The organism is Limnohabitans sp. Rim8 (assembly GCF_943326455.1).
Classification (GTDB): domain Bacteria; phylum Pseudomonadota; class Gammaproteobacteria; order Burkholderiales; family Burkholderiaceae_C; genus Limnohabitans_A.
In genome coordinates this window covers 221402-240485 of record NZ_CALPTI020000003.1, presented here as the reverse complement: position 1 = coordinate 240485, position 19084 = coordinate 221402, and the positions used below count along the sequence as shown (strand labels likewise).

At 58.5% G+C, this 19084-nt stretch carries 20 protein-coding genes and 4 tRNA genes; 7 read left to right on the top strand and 17 right to left on the bottom strand.

What is annotated here, in order from left to right; all coding sequences use genetic code 11:
- Window positions 1-52 precede the first annotated feature (52 nt).
- The 11 genes from Q1M54_RS03710 to folC form a co-directional block, all read right to left on the bottom strand.
- A tRNA-Pro gene (locus Q1M54_RS03710) sits at window positions 53-129 on the bottom strand.
- Between the two features lie 7 nt (window positions 130-136).
- On the bottom strand, window positions 137-613 hold the full coding sequence (locus tag Q1M54_RS03705; RefSeq protein WP_300554049.1) for a MerR family transcriptional regulator: 477 nt from the start codon (window positions 611-613) through the stop codon (window positions 137-139).
- A gap of 144 nt (window positions 614-757) precedes the next feature.
- Window positions 758-834: transfer RNA gene (locus Q1M54_RS03700), tRNA-Asp, on the bottom strand.
- Window positions 835-890: 56 nt separating this feature from the next.
- Window positions 891-966: transfer RNA gene (locus Q1M54_RS03695), tRNA-Glu, on the bottom strand.
- A 38-nt stretch (window positions 967-1004) separates the two neighbouring features.
- Window positions 1005-1080: transfer RNA gene (locus Q1M54_RS03690), tRNA-Ala, on the bottom strand.
- Between the two features lie 74 nt (window positions 1081-1154).
- Window positions 1155-2564, bottom strand: a complete 1410-nt coding sequence (gene gltX, locus Q1M54_RS03685; protein ID WP_300554046.1) for a glutamate--tRNA ligase — start codon at window positions 2562-2564, stop codon at window positions 1155-1157.
- Between the two features lies 1 nt (window position 2565).
- Window positions 2566-3777 (bottom strand): O-succinylhomoserine sulfhydrylase, encoded by a 1212-nt coding sequence (locus tag Q1M54_RS03680; RefSeq protein WP_300554043.1) that lies wholly within the window; start codon window positions 3775-3777, stop codon window positions 2566-2568.
- 8 nt (window positions 3778-3785) lie between these two features.
- A complete protein-coding gene (gene purF / locus Q1M54_RS03675) occupies window positions 3786-5300 on the bottom strand; it encodes an amidophosphoribosyltransferase (RefSeq protein ID WP_300554041.1) in 1515 nt (504 codons plus the stop codon).
- A 39-nt stretch (window positions 5301-5339) separates the two neighbouring features.
- Window positions 5340-5834, bottom strand: a complete 495-nt coding sequence (locus Q1M54_RS03670) for a CvpA family protein (protein ID WP_300554039.1) — start codon at window positions 5832-5834, stop codon at window positions 5340-5342.
- A gap of 1 nt (window position 5835) precedes the next feature.
- Complete coding sequence (locus Q1M54_RS03665) at window positions 5836-6600, bottom strand: SPOR domain-containing protein (RefSeq protein WP_300554036.1); 765 nt, start codon at window positions 6598-6600, stop codon at window positions 5836-5838.
- A gap of 9 nt (window positions 6601-6609) precedes the next feature.
- The gene (gene folC / locus Q1M54_RS03660) at window positions 6610-7899 is read right to left on the bottom strand and encodes a bifunctional tetrahydrofolate synthase/dihydrofolate synthase (protein ID WP_300554033.1); all 1290 of its coding nucleotides are present in this window, start codon (window positions 7897-7899) and stop codon (window positions 6610-6612) included.
- A 49-nt stretch (window positions 7900-7948) separates the two neighbouring features.
- On the opposite strand from folC, the gene Q1M54_RS03655 reads away from it, so the two are divergent.
- The 5 genes from Q1M54_RS03655 to Q1M54_RS03635 all read left to right on the top strand — a co-directional run bounded on the left by Q1M54_RS03655 (window position 7949) and on the right by Q1M54_RS03635 (window position 12013).
- On the top strand, window positions 7949-8293 hold the full coding sequence (locus Q1M54_RS03655) for an ArsC family reductase (protein WP_300554031.1): 345 nt from the start codon (window positions 7949-7951) through the stop codon (window positions 8291-8293).
- A 115-nt stretch (window positions 8294-8408) separates the two neighbouring features.
- Window positions 8409-9065 carry a glycine zipper 2TM domain-containing protein gene (locus Q1M54_RS03650; protein ID WP_300554028.1) on the top strand — a complete coding sequence of 219 codons (657 nt, stop codon included), beginning with the start codon at window positions 8409-8411 and terminating at the stop codon, window positions 9063-9065.
- A 133-nt stretch (window positions 9066-9198) separates the two neighbouring features.
- The gene (locus tag Q1M54_RS03645) at window positions 9199-9516 is read left to right on the top strand and encodes a pyrimidine/purine nucleoside phosphorylase (protein WP_300554025.1); all 318 of its coding nucleotides are present in this window, start codon (window positions 9199-9201) and stop codon (window positions 9514-9516) included.
- Between the two features lie 19 nt (window positions 9517-9535).
- A complete protein-coding gene (argG, locus tag Q1M54_RS03640) occupies window positions 9536-10876 on the top strand; it encodes an argininosuccinate synthase (RefSeq protein ID WP_300554022.1) in 1341 nt (446 codons plus the stop codon).
- A gap of 177 nt (window positions 10877-11053) precedes the next feature.
- On the top strand, window positions 11054-12013 hold the full coding sequence (locus tag Q1M54_RS03635) for a tripartite tricarboxylate transporter substrate-binding protein (protein ID WP_300554019.1): 960 nt from the start codon (window positions 11054-11056) through the stop codon (window positions 12011-12013).
- A gap of 99 nt (window positions 12014-12112) precedes the next feature.
- Here the strand turns inward: Q1M54_RS03635 and murB are convergent, their stop codons facing one another.
- Complete coding sequence (murB, locus tag Q1M54_RS03630) at window positions 12113-13165, bottom strand: UDP-N-acetylmuramate dehydrogenase (RefSeq protein ID WP_300554016.1); 1053 nt, start codon at window positions 13163-13165, stop codon at window positions 12113-12115.
- Between the two features lie 40 nt (window positions 13166-13205).
- On the opposite strand from murB, the gene Q1M54_RS03625 reads away from it, so the two are divergent.
- Complete coding sequence (locus Q1M54_RS03625; protein ID WP_026039263.1) at window positions 13206-13691, top strand: YajQ family cyclic di-GMP-binding protein; 486 nt, start codon at window positions 13206-13208, stop codon at window positions 13689-13691.
- A 16-nt stretch (window positions 13692-13707) separates the two neighbouring features.
- Here the strand turns inward: Q1M54_RS03625 and Q1M54_RS03620 are convergent, their stop codons facing one another.
- From Q1M54_RS03620 to Q1M54_RS03600, 5 genes are all read right to left on the bottom strand, one after another.
- Window positions 13708-14070: a RidA family protein gene (locus Q1M54_RS03620; protein ID WP_300554009.1), complete on the bottom strand. Its 363-nt coding sequence runs from the start codon at window positions 14068-14070 to the stop codon at window positions 13708-13710.
- On the bottom strand, window positions 14067-14696 hold the full coding sequence (plsY, locus tag Q1M54_RS03615; protein WP_300554006.1) for a glycerol-3-phosphate 1-O-acyltransferase PlsY: 630 nt from the start codon (window positions 14694-14696) through the stop codon (window positions 14067-14069). The genes Q1M54_RS03620 and plsY overlap by 4 nt, the downstream gene beginning before the upstream one ends.
- 28 nt (window positions 14697-14724) lie before the next feature.
- The gene (locus tag Q1M54_RS03610; protein WP_300554003.1) at window positions 14725-15216 is read right to left on the bottom strand and encodes an aminoacyl-tRNA deacylase; all 492 of its coding nucleotides are present in this window, start codon (window positions 15214-15216) and stop codon (window positions 14725-14727) included.
- A gap of 9 nt (window positions 15217-15225) precedes the next feature.
- Window positions 15226-16287, bottom strand: a complete 1062-nt coding sequence (locus Q1M54_RS03605) for an aldo/keto reductase (RefSeq protein WP_300554000.1) — start codon at window positions 16285-16287, stop codon at window positions 15226-15228.
- 78 nt (window positions 16288-16365) lie between these two features.
- On the bottom strand, window positions 16366-18135 hold the full coding sequence (locus Q1M54_RS03600; protein ID WP_300553996.1) for an AMP-binding protein: 1770 nt from the start codon (window positions 18133-18135) through the stop codon (window positions 16366-16368).
- 25 nt (window positions 18136-18160) lie between these two features.
- Between Q1M54_RS03600 and Q1M54_RS03595 the strand changes: the two genes are divergently transcribed.
- Entirely contained in the window at window positions 18161-19075 is a 915-nt protein-coding gene (locus tag Q1M54_RS03595; protein WP_300553993.1) for an alpha/beta hydrolase, read from the top strand.
- Window positions 19076-19084 lie beyond the last annotated feature (9 nt).

The following is a 19084-nucleotide window of genomic DNA, read 5'->3' as shown; positions in this document are numbered from 1 at the left end:
TCACAAAGAAGAAAGGACTTAGCCCCTTTCGAAGCTAAGTCCTTGATTCATATGGTCGGCGTGGCGGGATTCGAACTCGCGACCCCTTGCACCCCATGCAAGTGCGCTACCAGGCTGCGCTACACGCCGACAAGACTCAAATTATAGCCGGATTATGGGGGCCATTGACTGTCAGCAGGTCGCGAATCTGCAGTAACTCTTGCTGAATCGACAAATCAGCAGACAGGCCCTGCCAAGACAAAGTACCGGTCGATACAGCAGATGAACCGGCGTGGTCATCGGAAACATCCAAGTCGCTGACGCCCTCGGTCAATGGGTCCTGCGCTCCACTTGTTCGGCTTAATTCACGATCCACCTGCACCAGTTCTTGCAGCTTGTTGCGTGCGCCACTGATGGTGAAGCCTTGGTCGTACAAGAGGCCACGGATCTTGCGGATCATCATGACTTCATGGCGTTGGTAGTAACGGCGGTTACCACGCCGCTTGACCGGACGCAGCTGGGTGAACTCCTGCTCCCAATAACGCAACACATGGGGCTTGACACCACACAGCTCGCCCACCTCACCGATGGTGAAGTAGCGTTTGGCTGGTATGGGTGGGAGCAAACTGTCCATGGCCGACAACAAGTTAAACGGGAAACCTTGTAGCTTACTGCAACTGAGTTTCCACAGTCCACACATTTTGAAAAGAAAACAGGATTGGGGGAAAAATCAGGCAATAAAAAAGCCCAAACAGCGAACTGTTTGAGCTTCTTGATTTGGCGGAGTGGACGGGACTCGAACCCGCGACCCCCGGCGTGACAGGCCGGTATTCTAACCAACTGAACTACCACTCCTGGTAGCTGTAACTTTTGTCAGACTGCTGTTGCAACTGACCAAGTGCTACAAAACTTGGCGACCCTACGGGGATTCGAACCCCGGTACTCACCGTGAAAGGGTGATGTCCTAGGCCTCTAGACGATAGGGTCATAACCTGGACGGATTCTTTCGAATCATCTCGACACTTTGGTGGAGGTAAGCGGGATCGAACCGCTGACCTCTTGCATGCCATGCAAGCGCTCTCCCAGCTGAGCTATACCCCCTTTGGTACAACGCTTTGCATTGCTGCATGTTGCTGCGCCTCGTTGGTGTCGAGACTCGAATTATAGACAGAAATTCAAGCGTTTTGGAGTCGCTCAAGAATTTTTTCTCTATGGCTTAACGCGAGTACGGCATCCAGCGAAGGTGTCTGGGCCGTGCCCATCACCAACACGCGAACAGGCATGGCGATTTGCGGCATTTTGAGGCCTGTCTCGCCCAAGGTTTCTTTGATGGCCGCAGCAATCGAAGCCTTGTCCCACACGCATGCGGCCAGTTTGTTGGCCAACACAGCCAAGGCAGGTTTGACCGCATCGGTCACATGCTGGGCTTTTTCGTCCGGGTTGGGCACCACGTCCAGATAGAAGGCCGATATCCATTGCGCCAAAACCACCAGCGTGTCACAACGGTCTTTGAAAAGGCCGCAGATATGGGCCAGTCGTTCGTCAGACACCACACCCAGTTTGGCGAGGAATGGCTGGACATGTTGGACCAATGCGTCATCGCTCATGGCCTTGAGATGTTGGGCGTTGACCCATTTGAGTTTGGCTTCGTCAAACTGCGCGGCGCTGCGGCCCAAATGGTCGAGATTGAACCACTCCAGAAACTGCGCACGGCTGAAAATCTCATCGTCGCCGTGACTCCAGCCCAAACGGGCCAAATAATTGACCATCGCATCTGGTAAAAAGCCTTCGTCTCGGTAAGCCGTAACCGCCTTGGCGCCGTTGCGTTTGCTCATCTTCTCACCCTGCTCGTTGAGCACCGTGGGCAGGTGGGCATAAACCGGGGGCTCTTGACCCAAGGCTTTGAAAATATTGATTTGGCGCGGCGTGTTGTTCACATGGTCGTCGCCACGGATCACATGCGTGATCTGCATGTCGATGTCGTCCACCACCACACAAAAGTTGTAGGTGGGCGTGCCGTCAGGGCGGGCGATCACCAAGTCGTCCAACTCGTCGTTGCTGATTTCAATGCGACCTTTGACCTTGTCGTCCCACGCCACCACACCGCCGATCGGGTTCTTGAAGCGCAGCACGGGCTTCACACCATCAGGGATGGGAGGCAAGGATTTGCCTGACTCGGGACGCCAAGTGCCGTCGTACCGAGGCTTTTCCTTGTTGGCCATTTGGCGCTCGCGAAGCGCATCCAACGCTTCCATGCTTGTGTAGCAGGGGTAAACATGCCCCGAGGCGATCAAATCAGCCAGCACTGCTTTGTAGCGGTCCATGCGCTGCATTTGGTAGAACGGACCTTCGTCATGGTCCAGGCCGAGCCAGGCCATGCCTTCAATGATCACGTCCACAGAAGCTTGTGTGGAGCGGTCCAGGTCGGTGTCTTCGATGCGCAAGATGAAGTCGCCGCCCGTGGCGCGGGCAAAAGCCCAAGGGTACAAAGCCGAGCGGATGTTGCCCAGATGAATGAAGCCGGTGGGCGATGGGGCAAAGCGGGTGCGCGTATGTGCAGGTGTGCTTGAAAGGGTGTTGGTCATATCAAAGGGTATCGAGACCACGCGAGAGGTCTTTTTGGATGTCTTGTGGGTACTCCAGGCCGACCGCCACGCGGATCAAGCCTTGGCCAATGCCGGCGGCTTGGCGCTGCGCTTCGGTCAGGCGACCATGCGAGGTACTGGCAGGATGCGCCACCAAGGTTTTGGTGTCTCCCAAGTTGGTAGACAAGGAGAGCATTTGCATCTGGTCCATGACATGAAAGGCACGCTGGCGCGCTTGCTCGGGGCCATCGGCCTTGACATCAAAAGACAAGACAGCGCCGCCCAAGCCTGACATTTGACGCATGGCCAAGTCGTGCTGAGGGTGGCTGGCCAGTCCAGGGTAATGCACGCGGGCCACCGCAGGATGCTTTTCCAACCATTCGGCCAAGATTTGCGCTCGGGCTGTCTGAGCACGCATGCGCAGGTCCAGCGTCTCAAGGCCCTTGAGCACCACCCAAGCGTTGAATGGCGCCAGTGTCATGCCGCCGCTTTTGAGCACAGGCAAAAACTTCTCGGTGATCATTTGCTGTGGGGCGCAAAGCGCACCTGCCATTACCCTGCCCTGGCCATCCAGATACTTGGTCCCCGAATGGGTGATGATGTCAGCGCCCATTTGTGCGGGACGTTGCAAGGCAGGGGTGGCAAAGCAGTTATCCACCGCAAACAAAGCACCTGCGTTGTGTGCCAAGTCGGCCAACGCCTGAATGTCGCACACCTCGGTGAGGGGGTTGGTAGGGGTTTCGGCCAACAGCAACCGGGTGCTGGGGCGAATGGCGGCTTGCCACTCTTTGAGGTCGGTTTGCGACACAAAACTGGACTCAACACCAAACTTGGCCAGGTCGGTGCCGATCAGTTTGATGGTGGAGCCAAACATGGAGCGCGAGCACACCACATGGTCACCTGCTTTGAGCAAGCCCAAGCACATCATCAAGATGGCCGACATGCCCGATGCCGTGCCCATAGCGGCTTCAGTGCCCTCCAGCGCAGCCAAACGGATTTCCATACTGCTGACGGTGGGGTTGCCGTAGCGGCCGTAGGTGTAGCCCTCTTCATCGCCCGCAAAACGGCGGGCAGCGGCTTCGGCCGTGGGCTGCACATAACCGCTGGTGAGGTACAGGGCTTCGGAATTCTCGCCGTACTGGCTGCGCTCTACAGCAGCACGAACGGCCAGGGTCTCAATGTGCAGGTCATCAAATCGGTGGGCTTGTGTCATGGCAGGCCTTATACGCTGGCGTTGGGCAAGGCCAAACGAGAGTTGTCGTCATCGCCCTCTTCGACTTGGGGGCGGGTTTCGTTCAAACGGCTGATGTCATCGGCAGAAATATCGCCCGTCACATAGACACCATCAAAGCAAGAGGCATCGAAATCGGACAAAGCACCTGCCGCATTCACTCGGGCTTGGGCCACAGCGGTTTTCATGGCGTCCACGTCTTGGTAGATCAGGGCGTCGCAGCCAATGATCTGGCGGATCTCTTCGATGCTGCGGCCATGCGCCACCAGCTCTTGGCTGGTCGGCATGTCGATGCCGTAGACATTGGGGTAGCGCACGGGTGGCGCAGCGCTGGCCAAATAAACCTTGCGCGCGCCCGCGTCGCGGGCCATCTGCACGATCTCTTGGCTGGTGGTTCCGCGCACGATGGAGTCGTCCACCAACAGCACGTTGCGGCCTTTGAATTCGCTGACGATGGTGTTGAGTTTTTGGCGCACTGATTTTTTACGCACCGACTGGCCCGGCATGATGAACGTGCGGCCCACGTAGCGGTTTTTAACGAATCCTTCGCGGTATGGAATGCCAAGCAATTGGGCCAACTGCATGGCGCTGGGCCGACTGGATTCGGGAATCGGGATCACCACATCGATGTCGCTCGGGGGCAAGGTCGAAATCACTCGTTTGGCCAATGTTTCGCCCAAATTCAAACGAGCTTGGTACACGGAGATACCGTCCAGGGTGGAATCTGGCCTGGCCAGGTACACGTACTCAAATATGCAAGGGCTCAATTGCGACTTGTCGGCGCAGGACTGCGTGTGCATCTGGCCATCAAGGTCAACAAAAATGGCTTCACCAGGGGCCACATCGCGCTCAAACTGGTGCGCTGTGCCATCGAGTGCCACCGATTCGCTGGCCAGCATGATGGTGCCGTCGGCACTGCGGCCCATGCACAAAGGGCGAATGCCGTGCGGGTCTCGGAAGGCCACCAAGCCGTGGCCTGCGATCAAGGCAATCACCGCATAAGACCCTTTGACACGGCGATTCACGCCGCGCACGGCCTCAAACACGTCCACGGGCTTGAGGGGCAAACCCCGCGTGGTTTTTTCCAGCTCGTGGGCCAACACATTGAGCAAAACCTCCGAATCACTTTCTGTGTTGATGTGGCGGTGGTCCTTAGAAAACAACTCGGCCTTCAAGGCATGGGCGTTGGTCAGGTTGCCGTTGTGCACCAGCACCAAACCAAAGGGCGCATTCACATAAAAGGGCTGGGCCTCCTCTTCACTGAATGCGTTGCCAGCCGTGGGGTAGCGCACTTGTCCCAAACCGCAGTTGCCAGGCAGGCTGCGCATGTTGCGGGTGCGAAACACATCACGCACCATGCCTTTGGCCTTGTGCATGAAAAACTTGCGGTCCAACTGCGTGACGATGCCCGCCGCATCTTGCCCTCGGTGCTGCAGCAAAAGCAAACCATCGTAAATCAGCTGATTGACCGGTGCGTGACTGACCACGCCGACGATTCCACACATAAATCTTTATCCGTTCAAAAATCGACTGCCCTGAAAAGTTCAGGGTAAAAATGCACCGAATTTTTCAGGCAACATGGGTTTGAGGCCTTTGATCGCGGTGTCGAGCCAAACAGGTCCTTGGGCCTCTTTCCACCAAGGCTCTGAGGCCATGCCCAAGAGCTGCAGCAGCACGGTGACCGCCAACAAAACCACCACTCCGCGGGCCACGCCAAACATGGCGCCCAAAGAGCGGTCAACCGGCCTGAGGCCTACGGTTTCCACCAGCTTCTTGATCAACCAAGACAACATACCCGAGGCAAACAAAGTGGCCACAAACACCACCACAAAGGCCACCGCGTACTGAACCGATTCGGGCGCGCCCTGCACAAAGGGCAAAAAGCCAATGGCGTCTTCAGCAAACCATTGAGCGGCCATGAAAGCGGCCAACCAGCCCGCCAGGGACAAAACCTCATAAACCAGACCACGCCAAAAACCCAGGGCCATCGAGCCCACCAACACCCCCAACAACAACCAATCGGTCAGGGCGATGGCCATGTCAGAGCTTCAAAACGGCGGCTGGCAAATCGAGCTTGCGGATGCGCGCTGCGGCTTTGTCGGCCTCTTCTTTGGTTTCAAAGGGTCCCACACGGATGCGTGTGGTGCTTTTGCCATCTTTTTCGACGATTTGGGTGTAAGTTTTCAGGCCAGCTTGCTCGAGTTTGCTGCGCACATCGCGGATTTTGGCCGCATCCGTGAAGGCACCGACTTGGATCGCCACCCTGGATACTGCGGGTTTAACGGGCTTGCCTTCGAGCAAAGCTTGGGCTTTTTGGCCATCGTCTTTGGGCTTGGTTGCCGTTGGCACTTTGGCTTCGGGTTTGGTTTCTGCCTTGGCGGTCACCGGCTTTTCAGCCGGCTTTTCGACGGGCTGATCAACCGGCTTGTCGGCCAAGGGTGCCGCAGGTTTGGGCACCACTTCTTCACGGGCATCCAAGCTGGACTGCGCAGGCACGGTGGCGACCTCGGTGTTGGGCAGCAAAGGCTTGGCGGGCGCTTGGGCCGCAGGCACCGGCACGTTGCTGGCGAGTGCAGGGGTTTTTTGCCTGTCGGGCACCACGATGGGCGTGTCCACCGAAACAGGTCGAGGCTGGGTGTCAAACAAAAGCGGGAAACCCACCACTGCCAACAAAACCAAAACCACGGAACCCGTCAATCGGTGGCGAGCACGGCGACGGACAATTTCGATGCTTTCGCTGGGCCCGGTTGCAACACCCTCGGGGGAAGGGTTTTGACCAGAAAATCGGAACTTGAAAAACGCCATGGCAATTGCTCAGGAGCTAAGGTGTTTGGCTTGTAAACGCGGTATGCCGTCCACCAAAACACCGCCCACCGTATAGAAGGAGCCAAAGACAACGATTCTATCAGCCGGGTCAGCCGCATGCATGGCTGCCTGAAGAGCCAACAATGGGGCGCCATGCACAGTGCTGGCCGTGTCCATCCTGGTATTTTGGCTTTGCCAAAGCGCCTCCAAATCGGTCGCTTTCGCGGCACGAGGCAAAGGCAAATCGGTGAAATACCAACGGTCCACCATGGGGTTCACGCGCTGAAACATGGGCAAAAGGTCTTTATCGGCCATGGCCCCCAGTACGGCGTGGGTGGTGGGGTAAAAGCCCATCGCGTCCAAGTTGACTGCCAAAGCCGCCACCGAGTGCGGGTTGTGGGCCACATCCAACACCAAAACAGGCTGTCCCGGCACGATCTGAAAGCGGCCGGGCAGTTCCACCATGGCCAAGCCATTGCGCACGGCTTGAGCCGTCACGGGAATGCGCTGACGCAAAGCCTCTAGAGCAGCCAGCACGCCAGATGCATTGATCAGTTGGTTGGCGCCTCGCAAGGCCGGATACGCCATGCCGCTGTAGCGGCGATCGCGTCCCGCCCAAGCCCATTGCTGCTTGTCGCCCGAGTAATTGAAATCACGGCCAAACAACCACAATTCAGCGCCAAGGGCCGCTGCATGGTCGATCACACTTTGAGGGGGAACCGGATCGCTCACAATCACAGGCCGTCCAGCCCGCATCACACCCGCTTTTTCACGTCCGATGGTGTCTCGGTCGTGGCCCAAAATAGCGGTGTGGTCGATGTCAATGCTGGTGATGATGGTGCAGTCAGCGTCCACAATGTTGACGGCATCCAAGCGCCCGCCCAATCCCACTTCCAAAATGGCCACGTCCAAATTGGCACCAGCCATCATGTGCAAGATGGCCAAGGTGCTGAACTCAAAATAAGTCAGGCTCACATCTCCGCGCACCGCCTCGACAGCTGCAAAAGCATCGGCAAACGCAGCGGAGCTGGCCGATTCGCCATGCAAACGGCAACGTTCTTCAAAGTGAACCAAATGGGGCGAGGTATATACGCCGGTGCGGTAGCCCGCTTGCAACAAAACCGCCTCCAACATCGCGCAGGTTGAGCCTTTGCCATTGGTGCCCGCCACCGTGATCACGGGGCAATCAAAACGCAGGTTCATCCGGTCGGCCACGGCTTTGACACGGTTCAGTCCCATGTCAATGGCCACCGGGTGTAGTCGCTCGCACCAGTCGAGCCATTGTTGTAGAGTCTTCATAGGCCGCGATTGTCGCCCAGACTGACCTGCACAAGCTATGACAAAATCCATGCACCCCATTGTTTACGGCATTCCCAACTGCGACACCGTCAAAAAAGCGCGCACTTGGCTGACAGACCAAGGCATTCAGGCCACTTTTCACGATTTCAAAAAACAAGGCGTGCCTGCCGAGTCGTTAGATCTCTGGCTGGCCGCTGTCGGCTGGGAGACTTTGCTCAACCGCAAAGGCACCACCTGGCGCAAGCTGGATCCTGCCTTGCAGGCCCGCGTGACCGATACGGCGAGTGCCAAAGCGGTCATGCTGGCTCACGCCAGCACCATCAAGCGCCCGGTGATCACCTGGCCCTCGGGCCGGATCACCGTGGGTTTCGCACCTGAGGCGTGGCCCGCTTGAGACAGCCATAACGCCGGCCTTCACAGCCATTGGCGCTTACCTTTTTTTACTTTTCTGCCTGGCAAAAGGCCACCCGACACCGTTAAACTCGCCTGAACTTGAACGGAGAACCGGCATGAAAACTTGGGCGACCACCCTTTTGTTGACCACCATGGGCTTGGCACAAGCCCAAGAAGTAGGCCAGGTCCTTTCTCGCACACCGGTGTACCAGCAGGTGGCTGTACCGCGCCAGACTTGCAACCAGACCCCCGTAGCGGTGCAAAACCCCACCTCGGGCGCAGGGGCCCTGATGGGCGCCATTGCCGGGGGCGTGGTGGGCAACCAGATCGGCGGCGGGTCGGGCCGCGCCCTGGCCACCGTGGCCGGTGTGATGGGCGGTGCCATCATGGGCGACCGCATCGAAAACCCCGGGAGCCAGTTGCAAAACCAGACCACGTGCAGCACACAAACTGTTTACGAAAACAGGCTGACCGGCTTCAACGTGGTTTATGAATACGCAGGCAAGCAATACAACGTGCAATTGCCGCAAGACCCAGGCCCCACCATTCAGCTGCAAGTCACACCCGTGGGCTTACCTCGCAGTGAAGCACCCGTCAACAACGTGGTGAGCACCGTGGCCGCAGCGCCCGCACCGACCACCATCTTCCATGAATCCCGGGTGGTCTACGTACCCACTCCGGTCTATCGCAGCTACCCGCCGGTGTCCACCCACATCAACCTGGGATGGGGCTGGAGCGGCGGCTATGGGCACCGCCACGGCCACTGGCGCTGAGCAAGCCCTTACCCATCGACCTGCGGTAAGACCCAGCGACTGGCCTAAAATGTCGGGTTGATTTGCCGCAAAGGGCGTCTCAAGACGCCCTTTTGCATTCACGCGGGAACCGCCACCCCAGAAAGCACCCTCCATGACCACCGAAAAAATCGACGGCGTCTCCGTCAACACCCAAGCCAATGTTTACTTTGACGGCAAATGCGTCAGCCACGGCCTGACGCTGCCCGATGGCACCAAGCTGTCGGTGGGCGTCATCTTGCCTTCGACCCTGACCTTCAACACTGGCGAACCAGAGATCATGGAATGCGTAGGTGGCTTCTGCGAATACAAGCTCGACGGCAGCAGCGAATGGGTCAAGTCCAGCGCGGGCGAAGAGTTCAGTATCCCCGGCAACTCCAAGTTCGAGATCCGCGTGACCGAGCCCTACCACTACATCTGCCACTTCGGTTGATCCCCCCGAACAAAACGATATGAGCACCATCCTGCAAAACCTGCCCAAAGGGCAAAAAGTCGGCATCGCCTTCTCGGGCGGCTTGGACACGTCTGCGGCCCTGCTGTGGATGAAGCAAAAGGGCGCCCTGCCCTATGCCTACACCGCCAACCTGGGGCAGCCTGACGAAGCCGACTACAACGAGATCCCCCGCAAGGCGATGGAATACGGCGCGGAAAAAGCCCGCTTGGTCGACTGCCGCACCCAACTGGCCTATGAAGGCATCGCCGCCATTCAAAGCGGCGCTTTTCACATTTCTACTGGCGGCATCACCTACTTCAACACCACCCCCCTGGGGCGCGCCGTGACCGGCACCATGCTGGTGGCCGCCATGAAGGAAGACGACGTCAACATCTGGGGCGACGGTTCTACCTTCAAGGGCAATGACATCGAGCGCTTTTACCGCTACGGTCTGCTGACCAACCCAAGCCTCAAAATCTACAAGCCTTGGCTGGACCAGCTGTTCATCGACGAGCTGGGTGGCCGTGCCGAAATGAGCGCTTTCATGACCGCCAACGGCTTTGGCTACAAGATGAGCGCCGAGAAGGCCTACTCCACCGACAGCAACATGCTGGGCGCGACCCACGAAGCCAAAGACCTGGAGCACCTGAGCTCCGGCATTCGCATCGTCAACCCCATCATGGGCGTGGCGTTCTGGAAGCCCGAAGTCGAAGTCGAGGCCGAAGAAGTGTCGGTGCGCTTTGAAGAAGGCATGCCCGTGGCGCTGAACGGCGTGGCATACGCAGACCCAGTGTCGCTTTTCCTGAAAGCCAACGAGATCGGCGGCCGCCACGGCTTGGGCATGAGTGACCAGATCGAAAACCGCATCATTGAAGCCAAGAGCCGCGGCATCTACGAAGCCCCCGGCATGGCACTTTTGCACATCGCCTACGAGCGCTTGGTCACCGGCATTCACAACGAAGACACCATTGAGCAATACCGCATGAATGGCCTGCGATTGGGTCGCTTGTTGTACCAAGGCCGTTGGTTTGACCCTCAGTGCATCATGCTGCGCGAAACCGCCCAGCGCTGGGTGGCCCGCGCCGTGACCGGCACCGTGACGCTGGAACTGCGCCGTGGCAACGACTACAGCATCCTGAACACCGATAGCCCCAACCTGACTTATGCGCCCGAGCGTTTGAGCATGGAAAAAGTGGAAGACGCGCCGTTCAGCCCGCTGGACCGCATCGGCCAGCTGACCATGCGCAACCTGGACATCACCGACACCCGCGCCAAACTGGGTATCTACGCTCACACGGGTCTGCTGTCGGTGGGTGAAGGTCCGCACATCTACAAGCTGGATGGCAGCGGTAAGAAGTGAATTTTCTAGTCACTTAAAAAACGGCCTTCGGGCCGTTTTTTCATGGCCTACGTTGAGGCCCATGATTTTTGGCCGAGGCCCAAAAACAGCGTAAATCAGTCTGATGGATGGAATGAGACTCCACGCTTGCCGACTTCACTTGTTCAAGACTAAGATTCAACATCCTGGAGAGACATCATGAAAAAAATCTACGCGTTTGTGTGCTGTCTGATTGCACTCGCCACAATGCCAACTCTTGGCCAGACCTTTCCAAACAAGCCGATCCGATTGATCGTAGGATTCGCCGCAGGAGGAGGCGCAGATGCGCTGGCGCGTCTGACCGCCACACAACTGACTGAGTCATTGGGGCAGCAGGTGTTTGTGGAAAATCGGGCAGGTGCAGGCGGAACACTGGCTGCTGATGCGGTCGCGAAAGCTCCCGCCGATGGGTATACCCTGCTTTTTGGTGAGACGGGCCTCCTGATTGCACCTTCTATTTATGCCTCTGTCCCCTTCGACCCCATCAAAAGTTTTGCACCAGTTGGTTCGGTCGGTGCCCTCCCTTTGGTGGTGGTGGCTCACCCTTCTCTTCCTGCCAAAAATACGACAGAACTTGTCGCCTTGCTCAAGGCCAATCCGGGCAAGTACAGTTATGCGTCCCCAGGTGTTGGTACCGTACACCATCTGGCCATGGAGCTTTTCAAAAAGCAAGGCAATTTTGACTTCGTGCATGTGCCCTACAAGGGCGCAGCGCCGATCATCCCGGATTTGATCGGGGGCCAGATTCCGTTGGCCATTATTTCTGCATCTCCGGCCTTGGTACAAGCCAAAGCAGGCAAACTCAAAGCCATTGCGCTGACCAGTCCTGGCAAGCTCAGCAGTGCACCAGACTGGCCGGCTTTGGCAGATACTTTTCCCGGTTTTGATGCATCACCGCGTCTTTTCGTTCTGGCGCCTGCAGGAACACCACCGGCCATCATTTCCCGACTCGATAACGCCATCAAGTTGATGTTGACCAAATCAACCGTGCAGGAAGCACTCGTTTCTCAGGGTGCAACAGCAGTCCCTGGAAGTGCAGAGGAACTTGGCGTTTTCATGGCCAACGAAGTCCGAAAATGGAGTGTGGTCGCGAAAAATTCTGGCGCAACTGCTCAGTGATAACAGCCACTGCAAGACCCGATAGACTCATTCAAAAGCAAGGCCGCTTGGCCATTTGGTCCTGAACGCTGTTGAAACGGCCATCCCAATGGAGCCTTCTCAAATGACCACAGGTTCAGGCTCCAGCCGAATTCCAAACCGCTCGTACACGCTGGTCTGTATGGCCTTGGCCAGCGTCATCACCTCACCGCCTGTACAGGGGCTCTCTCGCCCACCCCGGTTCACCAAAACAAGCGCCTGCTTTTCATACACGCCGGCGTGGCCCACGGTTTTGCCTTTCCAGCCACAGGCATCGATCAACCAGCCTGCCGCCAGCTTGATGCTGCCATCTGGCATGGGGTAATGCACCACCTTGGGGTCTCGGGCGATGATGTCGGCGCACTGCTCTGCGGTGACCGTGGGGTTTTTGAAGAAACTGCCCGCGTTGCCAATCACCTGCGGGTCGGGCAGTTTGGCGCGGCGGATCGCCACCACCCAGTCGAAAATCTGCCGGGCATCGGGGCTGTCGATGCCGGTCTCGGCCATCTTGCGCTCCAGGTCCAGATAGCCCAGCTCAGGCTTCCAGCGCTTGGGCAGCGCAAAACGCACCCGCAAAATGACGGCTCGGCCTGCCAGGCCCAGACCCTCGGGGCCGCCCGAGGCATGTTTGAACACAGAATCGCGGTAACTGAAGCCGCATTGGGCTGCGTTCAAGCTGAACAACTCGCCGGTGAACATGTCCATGGCATCCAGCGAGTCAAACCTGTCTTGCAGCTCCACGCCGTAGGCACCGATGTTTTGCACGGGTGAAGCGCCCACCGTGCCAGGGATCAGGGCCATGTTTTCCAAACCTGGATAGCCGTTGTCCAGCGTCCAGGCCACAAAAGCATGCCAGTCAACGCCCGCGCCCGCCTCGATCACCCAATGCTTATCGGTCTCGCTGGCCAGGCGCAGTCCAGGCACTTCGATTTTGAGCACCAAGGCTTTCACATCACCGGTGAGGACAATGTTGCTGCCCCCGCCCAGCACTTGCCGAGGCAGACTCGCCAATTGCGGGTCAGCCAACACGGCCAGCAGGTCACCATCGGAGCGTATGCGCACCAAAGCCTGGGCCTTGGCGGCGATGCCGAAGGTGTTGTAGGGCTGCAGGGCGACATTTTTCTCAAGGAACATGGGAGAATTGTCGCATTCTCAACCTTTGACTTTTATCACCATGCCCTCGTTTGATACCGTTTGCGAACCCAACATGGTCGAAGTGCGCAACGCTGTTGACACCTCTGCCAAAGAAATCGGCACCCGCTTTGACTTCAAAGGCACTTCGGCCAACATCGAACTCAAGGACAAAGAGATCACGATGTTCGGTGATGCCGAATTTCAACTCACGCAAGTCGAAGACATCCTGCGCAACAAGCTGACCAAGCGCAACGTGGACGTGCGCTTTCTGGACATCGGCAAGGTCGAAAAAATCGGTGGCGACAAGGTCAAGCAAGTGGTCAAGGTCAAAAACGGAATCGAGACCGAGGATGCCAAAAAGATCACCCGCCTCATCAAGGACAGCAAGATCAAGGTGCAAGCGTCCATTCAGGGCGACGCTGTGCGCGTCACGGGCACCAAGCGCGATGATTTGCAGGCCGCCATGGCGATGCTTCGCAAAGACATGCCGGACTTGCCCCTGTCTTTCGACAACTTCAGAGATTGACGCGTCCCGTCAGCCCTCAGCGGCTATTCACAGCCGCAGTGACCACCACCTCGATCAAATAAGCCGGATTGGCCAGGGCGGCCTGCACCGTGGCTCGGGGCGGTGCGCTGCCTGAGACCACCCAGGCATCCCATACCTCGTTCATGGCCGCGATGTCGGTGATGTCCTTCAGGAAAATCTGGGTGCGCAAAATACGGGTTTTGTCGCTGCCCGCCTCGGTCAATCGCTGATCGATCTGGCGCAGCACATCGGCCGTCTGACTCCGGATGTCGGTGGCTTCGCACTCAGGCACCATGCCCGCCAGGTACACCACGCCGTTGAAGACGGCTGCCTCGCTGTATCGGACAGCCACATGCAGTCTTTGAATGTCCTGGCTCATGCTTTTTTCTTTCCCAGTTGGGACTCGGTGCCCGCCAACAATCGCTGGATGTTCTCGCGGTGCCGCCAAACCAGCAGCAAGGCCATGACCGCCAAGCTCACAACCTCGGGCGCAGACGCTTGCCAAGCGACCCCATCACCGAACAGGTAAAAAGCGGGGGCGAACACCGCGGCGACCATCGAGGCCAAAGACACGTAGCGCGAGAAAAACAACACGATGGCAAAGCTGAGAACCACCGCCAGCGCCAAGATGCCGTTGACACCCACCAACACGCCCACAGCCGTGGCCACGCCTTTACCCCCGGCAAAGCCAAAAAAAACCGGGTACAGGTGCCCTAAAAAAGCGGCCAAACCAGCCACAGCTGCCAGCTCCGGACCCAAGCCAAATTCTGGGCCCCAAGCCAGAACCAAAGCCACCGGCAACCAGCCCTTGAAAGCGTCCAGGAACAACGTCAAGATGGCGGCCTTTTTGCTACCGGATCTCAACACGTTGGTGGCTCCTGGGTTTTTACTGCCATAACTGCGTGGATCGTTCAGGCCCATCAACCGGCTCACGATCACCGCAAAACTGAGTGAACCCAACAAATATCCGGCCACCACCACGGCCACTGGCATCAACGCATCCATCCTAAGCACCCTTGTTCTTGTATGAGCGTCATTCTGCCAGTGCGCAGTTCACGGGCTTGGCATCCAGCAGTTGAACGCAGACCTGCGGGTTGATGCCCACCAAATAACCTCGCCTGCCGCCGTTGATGCAAATGCGCGGCAAAGTCAAGATGCTCTGTTCGATGAAAACCGGCATGGCACGACGCGTTGCAAAGGGCGAGGTGCCCCCGACCAGGTAGCCGCTGTGCCGGTTGGCCACCTCGGGCGCGCAAGGCTCGACCGATTTCAAGCCGATCTGACGCGCCAAATTTTTTGTAGAGACTTTGCGATTGCCGTGCATCAGCACCACCAGGGGTTTGGCGTCCTGGTCTTGCATGATCAGGGTTTTGACGACGGCAAAGGGGTCGATGCCCAGCACCTGCGCACTGTGCTGGGCGCCGCCATGCTCCAGGTAATCGTAGGGGTGCTCGGTGAAGCTCACCCCCTGCTGGCGCAAAAGCGCCGTGGCCGGGGTTTCGCTGACTTTGTCTTTTTTGGCCATGGACCGGAATCACAAAGCCGGGTCGCGCATTTCCCAACGGATGGCGTCAATGGCCTTGAGCACATCGGGACTCAACTCGGTGTTCCAAGCCCCCAAGTCTTCGTTCAACTGCGCCACCGAGGTCACCCCGATGATGGTGCTGGCCACGCTCCAGCGGTGGTAGCAAAACGCCAGCGCCATCTGCGTGGGCGTCATGCCGTTGTCGCGGGCCAACTGGTTGTAGCGGCGTGCGGCGGCAAGGGCTTCGGGGCGGCCCCAGCGCTGCTTGCGCATCGATTCGTAGCGGGCAATGCGGCCGCCATCGGGCACCAAGGGGCCAGATAAATCTTCTTGATCGTATTTGCCAGTGAGCAAGCCAAAACCCAGCGGCGAATACGCCAACATGGACACGTTCAAACGGTAGCAAGTCTCGTCCAAACCGTTGTCGTAAGCGCGGCTGACCAAGCAATAAGGGTTTTGTACCGTGGTCACGCGCGGAAGACCGTGCTGCTCGGCCAAGCGGACAAATTCGTGAACACCATACGGGCTTTCGTTGGACAACCCGATGTAACGCACCTTACCTGCCTTGACCAATTTGGAAAGCGCTTCGAGTTGCTCGTGGATCGGGGTGACGGACTTGTCTTTACTCGGGTCAAAGTAGGCCATGCCAAACACCGGCACATGGCGCTCAGGCCAGTGGATCTGGTACAGGTCGATCACATCCGTTTGCAAACGGCGCAAACTGGCATCGCAAGAATTCAGAATGTCTTGCCCTGTCATGCCCGAGCCCTCGCGAACCCAGGGCATGCCTCGCGAGGGGCCCGCCACTTTGGTGGCCAACACGAGCTTTTGACGAACACCAGGATTTTTGGCGAACCAGTTGCCGATGTAGGTTTCGGTGAAACCACAAGTGTCTGCGGTGGTGGGCACGGCATAGATCTCGGCGGTGTCGATGAAGTTGATGCCTGCGTCCAGAGATCGGTCCAAGATGGCGTGCGAATCGGCTTCATTCACTTGCTGGCCAAAGGTCATGGTGCCCAGGCAAATGGGGGTGACGTGTAAATCGGATTGTCCGAGTTGAACGGTTTTCATGGTGTTTCCTTGGGGTTTCGTGTCAGCTGCTGCGCCCCAAACTCAAGCCCAGGGCGAATGGGAAGATTTTGTCACGCGTTAGGCCTTGGCAGCGACGCCGGCTGTCGCGCGTGCTTCCTCCAGCAAACGCAACACGCGGCGCTGCACCTTGCCCGTGGTGGTCATGGGCAGTTGGTCGATGAACTCGATCTCTTTGGGGTATTCGTAAGGGGCCAGCAAACCTTTCACATGGGACTGGAGTTCGCGGCGCACCGCGTCGTCAAAGTCAGCTTGCTGCACACCCGAAGGCCGGCGAGCCAGCCAGTCGGGCGACAACACCACATAGGCCTTGACCACCGCACCACGGTCAACATCGGGCTTGGGCACCACAGCGGCATTCTGCACGGCCGGATGTTTCACCAAACAGTTTTCAATCTCGCCCGGCCCAATGCGGTAGCCCGCCGCTTTGAACATGTCATCGGTGCGGCCTTGGTACCAAAGGTAGCCGTCCTCATCCGCCACCGCCATGTCGCCTGTGCGGCACCAGTCGCCCGTGTATTTGGCCTTTGTGGCCTTGTCGTTGTTCCAGTAACCCAAAAAGAACACCGGATCGGGCTGGCCGTGCACATCCAAACGGTTCACGGCCACCTCGCCCGGCGTGCCGGGTGGGCACAACCGGCCTGCCTCGTCGATGACCGCGACCTGGTGGCCCGGGTAGCCCTTGCCCATGCTGCCGGGCTTGGCCGGCCATAGGCGGGTGCAATTGCCCACCACGTAGTTGATCTCGGTCTGACCAAACATCTCGTTCACCGTGACGCCCATCTGCTGCTGGACATAGGCAAACACCGCGTCACCCACCGCTTCGCCTGCGCTCATCATGGCTTGCAGCTTGAGCTTGTAACGGGCTTTCACGTCGGGCACGGCCTTCATCATGGCTTTGAGTGCGGTGGGGAACAAAAAGGTGTGCGTCACGCCCTGTTTTTGCAAAATCTCAAACGCCGCTTCGGGCGAAAAGCGCCCGTTGAAGGCCACGATCGGCCGCCCAAAGTACAGACTGGGCAGCAAGGCGTCCATCAAGCCCCCGGTCCAGGCCCAGTCCGCCGGTGACCAAAACACCGCTTTGGACGCTCGGCTGGCGTCAAACGGGTCAAAACCAAACCAATTCTGGCTGCACACAAACCCCGTCAGGTTGCCGATCAGCGCCCGGTGCGGGATGAGTGCGCCCTTGGGGTTGCCGGTGGTGCCACTGGTGTAGATCAGCACAGCCGGGTCTTCGGCCAGAGTGCTGACAGCTTTGAACGATGTAGCTTGGCTGGCCATGGCCTGCGCGCAATCCAAATCGGCCAGTGCCCCGGCTTGCCCCACCCCGATCAGGGTTTGCAAACCAGGGCAATCGGGCCTTGCCTGTTGCAAAGCCTGCACAGTCGATTCATCGCACACCGCCACGCGGGCCTGGCTGTCGTTGATGCGAAAAGACAGCGCCTCAGGCCCGAACAGCATGGACAAAGGCATGGCCACCGCCCCCATTTGCAACACGGCCATGTAAGCCACAGCGGTTTCAAAACGCTGGGGCATGACAATCGCCACCCGGTCACCGCGCTGCACGCCTTGGCTGTGCAGCACATGGCTCAAGCGGTTGGCCGCATTTTGAAGCTGACCGAATGTCCAGCTTTGCCCCAAACCCTGCCCCGCTACATGCTCTTGAATGGCCACACGCCGCGAGGTGGCAGCTTGCGCCGCCCATTGCCCGCAGCACGCTTGGGCCATGTTGAAGCGACGCGGCACTTTCCAGCCAAAGCCCTGATGAATAACCGCATAGCGGTCCAGGGTGACTGGGTTGTTGCGGTCTTGGTTGCGACTGACGCTCATCGTGTGTCTCCTTATGATCGAAAGTATGTACCAAGTTTTACGCGAATCACACAGCCACTGGGTGCCGCTGCGCGGCTGCCGCTACCACGTCCGTCAATGGGGGACACCCTCACCCGCTGCGACGCCGCTCGTGCTGGCCCACGGCTGGATGGACGTGGCCGCCTCTTACCAGTTCATGGTCGACGCCTTCAGCGAGGCTTTTGTCAGCCAACGCCCCATCGTCGCCATGGACTGGCGAGGCTACGGCCTGACTGAGACCCCGGCCACCGACAGCTACTGGTTCCCCGATTACCTGGCCGATCTGGACGCCCTGCTCGATGTGCTCTACCCCGGACAAGCCATTGACCTGGTCGGCCACAGCATGGGCGGCAACGTGGTCATGATGTACGCGGGCACCCGCCCAGAGCGCATCCGCCGCTTGGTTAACCTCGAAGGCTTTGGCATGGCCGACACCCAGCCTGCCCAAGCCCCCACCCGCATGGCCCAGTGGCTCGACGAACTCAAAGCGCAACGCGCGGGCGACAACTCGCTCAAACCCTACCCCGACGCCGCGGGTGTGGCGGCCCGCCTGATGAAGACCAACGCTCGCCTGGGCCAAGACAAAGCCAACTGGCTGGCCCAACACTGGGCGCAACCGGACCCCAACGGCCAGTGGCGCATACTGGGCGACACGGCGCACAAGGTCATCAACCCGTATCTTTTCCATGTCGAAGAAGCGCTGGCCATGTACTGCCGCATCAGCGCCCCGGTTCTGGTCGTGGAAGCTTCAGATGACTCGCTCAGCCAGTGGTGGAAAGGCAAATACACGTTGGCCGAGTTTCACGAGCGCCTGAAATCCGTGCCCACCCTGCAACAAGCCGTGATCCAGGAAGCCGGACACATGCTGCACCATGACCAACCTCAGGCTTTGGCTGCACTGCTTGAAAATTTTCTGAGCTGATCGGCAACT